The sequence below is a fragment of the Corynebacterium halotolerans genome (assembly GCF_050107895.1).
GTDB classification, from domain to species: Bacteria; Actinomycetota; Actinomycetes; order Mycobacteriales; family Mycobacteriaceae; genus Corynebacterium; species Corynebacterium halotolerans_B.
Window position 1 is genome coordinate 23,438 of sequence record NZ_JBNILW010000020.1, and the last position, 6,106, is coordinate 29,543.

Annotated in this window: 9 protein-coding genes; 8 read left to right on the forward strand and 1 reads right to left on the reverse strand. The window is 57.7% G+C overall.

Annotated features, from left to right (window positions below; translation table 11 throughout):
• The first annotated feature begins 270 nt into the window (after nt 1–270).
• Together ACQCVD_RS14505 and ACQCVD_RS14510 are read left to right on the forward strand one after the other, a co-directional pair.
• Nucleotides 271–453: a hypothetical protein gene (locus ACQCVD_RS14505; protein WP_426824494.1), complete on the forward strand. Its 183-nt coding sequence runs from the start codon at nt 271–273 to the stop codon at nt 451–453.
• Nucleotides 454–957: 504 nt separating this feature from the next.
• On the forward strand, nt 958–1,092 hold the full coding sequence (locus ACQCVD_RS14510; RefSeq protein ID WP_426824495.1) for a hypothetical protein: 135 nt from the start codon (nt 958–960) through the stop codon (nt 1,090–1,092).
• A gap of 70 nt (nt 1,093–1,162) precedes the next feature.
• Here ACQCVD_RS14510 and ACQCVD_RS14515 read toward each other — a convergent pair whose 3' ends face one another.
• The gene (locus tag ACQCVD_RS14515; protein ID WP_426824496.1) at nt 1,163–1,453 is read right to left on the reverse strand and encodes a restriction endonuclease; all 291 of its coding nucleotides are present in this window, start codon (nt 1,451–1,453) and stop codon (nt 1,163–1,165) included.
• A gap of 476 nt (nt 1,454–1,929) precedes the next feature.
• On the opposite strand from ACQCVD_RS14515, the gene ACQCVD_RS14520 reads away from it, so the two are divergent.
• From ACQCVD_RS14520 to ACQCVD_RS14545, 6 genes are all read left to right on the forward strand, one after another.
• Nucleotides 1,930–2,517: an AAA family ATPase gene (locus tag ACQCVD_RS14520; RefSeq protein WP_426824497.1), complete on the forward strand. Its 588-nt coding sequence runs from the start codon at nt 1,930–1,932 to the stop codon at nt 2,515–2,517.
• On the forward strand, nt 2,514–2,741 hold the full coding sequence (locus tag ACQCVD_RS14525; protein WP_426824498.1) for a ribbon-helix-helix protein: 228 nt from the start codon (nt 2,514–2,516) through the stop codon (nt 2,739–2,741). The genes ACQCVD_RS14520 and ACQCVD_RS14525 overlap by 4 nt, the downstream gene beginning before the upstream one ends.
• 256 nt (nt 2,742–2,997) lie before the next feature.
• Nucleotides 2,998–3,180 (forward strand): hypothetical protein, encoded by a 183-nt coding sequence (locus ACQCVD_RS14530; protein ID WP_426824499.1) that lies wholly within the window; start codon nt 2,998–3,000, stop codon nt 3,178–3,180.
• A gap of 134 nt (nt 3,181–3,314) precedes the next feature.
• Entirely contained in the window at nt 3,315–4,196 is an 882-nt protein-coding gene (locus ACQCVD_RS14535) for a replication protein RepA (RefSeq protein ID WP_426824500.1), read from the forward strand.
• A gap of 583 nt (nt 4,197–4,779) precedes the next feature.
• Nucleotides 4,780–4,989, forward strand: a complete 210-nt coding sequence (locus ACQCVD_RS14540) for a hypothetical protein (protein WP_426824501.1) — start codon at nt 4,780–4,782, stop codon at nt 4,987–4,989.
• Complete coding sequence (locus ACQCVD_RS14545; protein ID WP_426824502.1) at nt 4,919–5,884, forward strand: GmrSD restriction endonuclease domain-containing protein; 966 nt, start codon at nt 4,919–4,921, stop codon at nt 5,882–5,884. The genes ACQCVD_RS14540 and ACQCVD_RS14545 overlap by 71 nt, the downstream gene beginning before the upstream one ends.
• Nucleotides 5,885–6,106: the final 222 nt, after the last annotated feature.

The following is a 6,106-nucleotide window of genomic DNA, read 5'->3' on the forward strand; positions in this document are numbered from 1 at the left end:
GGGACAGCACCGACAACGGCTCTCCCTGGCACTCGGCTACCGGCGGTAGAGTAGCCGCTGTGCTGACACGCAGGCGGGTGTCAGACCCCTCCGGTGTGGCACTGTTTCTGAGGACATGACCTGGACGACCAGAGCCCCTGTTTTCTTGAGGAACAGGTGCCTCTCCCCCACTGCTGACAGCACGCGCAGAAGCCCGGCCCATGCCCTCATTGTCAGGCAGTGACAGCGGGGTCGGGAACCCCGGCGATCGCTGGGGAGTCCTACCCAGATATGGCCCTGATTTTAGATACCGACACCGAGATCCTGATCGCTGATAATGCCGGGGCTATGGCTCGGCAACTGCTCACGCTCCTGGACGACAACCCCGACTACATCACCCTTGCGTATCTCGCGGCAGCAGTGCTCGGGTGTGACGTCCTCGATGTGGTCATCACCCAGACCGATCACCCCTGATGATTACACCGGTGGCAGACCACTGGTGTAGGCCCAGAAATGCCGAAGCACACGCCATCTCAGTGCCCGAGCCCCTGCCCACCTAACCCCTACCGGTGATGGTGCGTCGATGACATCGACCAGGACTCTCCTCACCACCCACGAGATGGGGACACAGACTAGCTACAGTCGCCCCGTGCGGAGCACGACGACACCGCCGGTGCGAGGCAGCTCCTACGAAGCTCACGACCTCGCCCCTGTCCCCTCGTACATCCGCAATCAGACACATCGCTGTGGACACATCCAGGAAAGGCCACACCCACCACGACTACCGGCGGCACACCAGAACCACCATCGCCACCGACAGGCACACACACAGCACACCCTGCCCACGGCAGACCATGCGATCCCCCGTCCCAGAGCCCTGCCGTCAGGGCCGGTATGTCCACGCACGGATCGACATCGTGATCTACGACCACTTCACTCACCTCGCAGGACGCCCCGCCCCCACGGCACCGTGCCAGCTTGAGACTCGTCCGCACGCGCTACCTGACCTATCACGACCAGCTCTACGCACAGATCGCAGAGCAGACCGACTACTCCGTGCCGTTGGACGGGGAGGCCACCACCGGGGCCGACAATCCCGCCGCCGGAAGGTGAGAAGGGAACAGTCCTCGCCCACCTCCAGCGCGCAGTAACAACGCCACCACCAACTAAGCGGGCTATCGGGCTACTCGAAGTAGTCCTGGTCAAGCTCCAGGGCGACGTAGCCGCGCTGTACCTGAACCCCGGCCCGGTAGTGCATCATCAACTCCGTCAGACGCTGCCCATCAATTAACACCAACCCGGTCGGGACCGACGCGGCGCAGCCACGTGCGGAGGGGGTAAACATGCTGGTGGTAAAGAACACGCCCTTCTGCGCCGCCTGCTCGTGTAACGCACCGACAAACCCCTGAATGTCCTGACTGCCGATGTTGTTTCCCTCGGCATACCGCTTGGCCTGAACATAGATCTTGTCCAACCCCAGGGCATCTTCGTCGATAATCCCGTCGATGCCACCGTCATGACTGCCCCAATCACCGCTCCCTTGCCGTGCGCCCCGCCGTAGCCCATCGCCAGCAGCACATCCACGACCACGCCCTCGACAAACTCCGGGGCCGCTTCCCTCAGCGTCGCCAACAACCCAGTCCCTACCCGCTGACGGTTGGCACTCTCGGCGGTGTCCATCACTCCCCGGATCCAGCTGGCAATAACGCACCATCAGACCTTCAAACCGGTACCCACGATCCGCATTCGTGGGAAGCCCCTGGAGCGCAGCGATGACGTCCTTCACCGTTGACATACAAACTATCCTGCCAGTTCTACGCAACGCTCCCAGCAAGTAAGACATCAATACATTAATACATCAAAAAGTACGAGATCATGATGCATGTACATCATGATGTTTTAATGTACGATGTGCATACGTCACGCCCTGCAACCCCAGAAGGAGGTCCGATGATCATCGGAATCGTTAATGGAAAGGGTGGCGTCGGAAAAACAACCACCGCCATCTACCTAGCAACTTCATTCGCCCACCGAGGACACAAGGTCATTGTCATCGATTTGGACCTACAGGGGTCCGCTTCCGACTGGGCCGACCGTGCCGAAGCCTCAGGGTCTCCACTCCCCTTCCCAGTTGAAGTTTCGAACCTAAAGCGTCTCCCCCGCACCGTTAATGCCACCGACCCAGACACCATCATCATCCTCGACACCCCACCCGGTGACGCCCGCTCCATAGACGCAGCCATCGAAACTTCCGAGTTCGTTATCGTTCCCACCCAAGCTTCAAGCATTGAAGTCGCCCGAGTCTGGGAGACCCTACCTTCCCTAAGAGGAATTCCTTTCGGAGTCCTCATCACCGCCGCACGACTCGGCACTCGCAACCTCGAAGACGTTGCCGAAGTACTCAAAAGTCAAGAAATTCCCTTGTTCGACACTCGCATTCCCATGCGCGAGGCCATACGCGACTCGTTCGGCGCTGTGCCACTCAAGAGTGAAGGTTACGACGAAGTCGCCCGAGAAATTTTGGAGGCTATCCAGTGACCGATAAAAAGTCGAAGTTTCAGCCGCCAGCAGCAGCCCAATCCACCCCTAGGCGAAGCATGAAAGAAGCGTTCAGTGATGGAGAAGAGCCGACCACCATGTTCACACTTCGAATGAACAGCGACCTTCATCGCCGACTCAAAATCCGAGCAGTGACCGAGGGGCGGTCAATGAAAGAGATACTAGAGGGCCTGCTACAGAGCTATCTCGATGTCAATGAATAATGATGTAAGTACATTTAGATATTAATACATCATGCTATCAAGATATTGCCGGGCGAACGACCGTATTGCGACCAGGACTGCAGACACTAACATCACGGAGACTTGCACACCCTCGCCCCTTTTCAGCGCCGACCGAGACAAATCCACTAAAAGACGGTACCCAATCCACCCCATCAGCCACCTACAGCCGCAATTGCAAGATGTATAGCCACATGTACATCAATACATTAAAGAAGGGGAGGGGCCTATATGGCGTATGACCCCCTTGATGGTGACGCTGACCTTCATCAAGGGCACTTGGCATGAAGGTGCAAAAATTTCACAAAGCCATGAATTAATAAAGCTTGATGTACATACATCAAACAGTGTTTACATCGTTACATTAGTATTAGAGGCGCTTTTTCTTCCCGCCAGGGGAGCTGAGCTGCTGCTACCGTGAAGAGATAGTGTAGGCCGGGCGCTGCACCACCAGCCCCGGCCACGACCCCACAAATGATTAAAGGGAAAGTGTGAGGATTTATGGTCAATCATACCCCGTCCGAGCCTGCCACGGGCAAGACTCCTGCTCCACCTATGCTTATCGACCTCGAAGAGGCGGAGCGGCAAGACGTTGGTTATACCAGCCGCATATTCGTCCAAGCTTTGTTCCCCTATCGCAAAACGGATGATCTTGTTCGCCAGGTTCAGAACGGTCCCGACCGCATTACGGTCACTTCGCCAGACGGGCTACCGTATGGGAAGTATCCACGTCTCATTATGGCTTATATCATTACCCAAGCTGTCCATAGACAGGATCGTCCAGAAGATGAAGCACGCCGGATTCCCCTCGGCAGCTCGATGAATTCCTTTCTCGGGCAAATTGGTCTGCTGACGCGTGGGACTGGGGGACAGCGAGGAACTTTGACCCTGATCCGGGAACAGCTGTGCCGAATCACCACTTCATCAATCAAGGTTGAAAAGATCTTTCGAACTGAACATCGCGACCGAGGACGCGGGAAATCAATAGATATCACTGATGAATATGACCTCTGGTTTGATCCCAAGAACGCAGACCAGGCAACAGTCACTGAATCTTACATCGAGTTAACGCGCGAATTTTACCAACAGATCATTGAGTCACCAATTCCCATTGATTTGGATGTGCTTAAGCAATTAAATAAGCCAAGAGCCATTGACCTGTACGTTTGGTTAGCGCTGAAAAAATTCTGGTTATCAAAGCGTCCCGACCGGGACTTTACATTCACCTGGGACACCCTGGCCCTACATTTCTCCCCTAAAAAGCTTCACACCTGGGTAGAGCGGCGAGATTTTCGCACGGAAATCAAGAAATGCCTTACCACCATCCAGGAGTTTTGGCCGGAGGTTGGGGCGGATGTGACTCCAGCGGGACTCCTCGTCTACCAAGGTGACCCCCCAGTTAAACAGAAACCACCTCGCAAGCAGATTAGGCTGTAGTCAGCTCCCCTCGCACCGTCTAGCGAGGGGAGCATTCTTTTCTTCTCATAGCCCATGTTGCGCAGATTTACCCTCGGTCAGAGGGAGACGAAAGTGGCGAAAAAACATTTTTGCTGGTCATGTTGCGCAGATTTACCCTCGGTCAGAAATTGGCTGCGCAGATTTACCCTCGCTCCTGCGCAGATTTACCCTCGCTCCTGCGCAGATTTACCCTCGCTCCTGCGCAGATTTACCCTCGGTCTAAAAGTTTTTCACAGGGTTTGACCTGCAAATAATTTATATTCACCTCGTTCTTTATAACAGTATCCAGTAAAACAATATGTTCCAGCCATAGCAGGGCTTCTAACGTCTAACCAACCAGACTCATAACTTGAGCAGAAAGCTGCCGCGGCGCCGCTGCGCGACGCCTTGCCCCTGAAAATCAGTGGTTACCGTCAGCGCAGAATTACTCTCTCGACAGGAGGAAAGCTCTGGGCTCTGGTATCTCACTTCTCCAAGAGAATCTTTCCCCGTTCATGCATCAGGGTTATTTCCTCGTGAAGTAATAGGAGGAATCACTTCGCTGCTCTTCCATGGATGTGTCATGACCTCACCACGCTGGCTCACGGTCACCGCAACAGCCCTGCTCCTCACCGTCACTGCGGCAGGCTGTACCGCACCCGAGACAGAGGAGACCATCAACACGACTGCCACGAGCACGATCCAGACCACGGCCACCGTGCTTGCGGACACCACGGTGTCCTCCTCCGCCCACCCCGGCACCCGGCTCAGGGGAAGAAGCAACCTCCATTAACGAGCAGGGTGGGGGAGGGGCCACCGGAAGCGCGCTGGCGGCCCTCGAGGTCCTGACGGTCAAGGGCCGGGCGCCGAAGACCGGCTACGACCGCGAGCAGTTCGGACCCCGCTGGGCCGATGTCGACCGCAACGGCTGCGACACCCGCAACGACATCCTCGCCCGTGATCTTCAGGCCGAGACCTTCGACCCCGACACCCAGAACTGCGTCGTCCTCACCGGGATCCTCGACGACCCGTACACCGCCACCGAGATCCACTTCCAGCGCGGGCAGGACACCTCCGAGGCCGTCCAGATCGACCACGTCGTCGACCTATCCGACGCCTGGCAGAAGGGTGCTCAACACCTCGACGAGACCACCCGCACCGCGTTCGCCAACGACCCGCTCAATCTCCTGGCCGTGGACGGGCCCACCAACGCCCAGAAGGGCGACGGGGACGCGGCAACCTGGCTTCCGGCCAACCGCTCCTTCCGCTGTGACTACATCGCCCGGCAGATCGCGGTCAAGGCCCGCTACCACCTGTGGGTCACCGCCGCCGAGAAAGACGCCATGGCCCGGGTGCTCACCGACTGCCCCGACCAGGTCCTGCCCACCGACGAGACGGCCGCCACCGCCTACCAGGTGGATACCACGGCCCCCCAATCCCCGACGCTGGAACCTGCGCCACGATTTCCGGCCGCGGAACCACCGGCTCCCGCGCCAGCGCCCGAGCCCCTTGCTCCCGCTCTCGCCCCGGCACCGGCCCCGCAGGCGCCTGTGCAGGGTGGCACCGATCCCCAGTTCACCAGCTGCGCGAAAGCCAAGGCCGCCGGCCACGGGCCCTACACCGCCGGGATTGACCCGGAATATCACTGGTACGGCGACGGGGACAACGACGGCATCAACTGTGAATAATCTGTAGGCATACTCCCGCCGTCGCCGTGCCTCGCACGCCCTCATTTCTGCTCACGGCTGGATTTAGAAACCAGCTGCAGGTAACTCACTCCAGTCCCTAGATGATTGATTCCAGGGAGAGTCGCTGCTCATAAGACAAAGCGAGAGTGTTGAAGAATCGAAGTTGTGGACAACGATCTCAACACTCTCGCAACAGCACTGTACGTCGCCACCGACGACTAC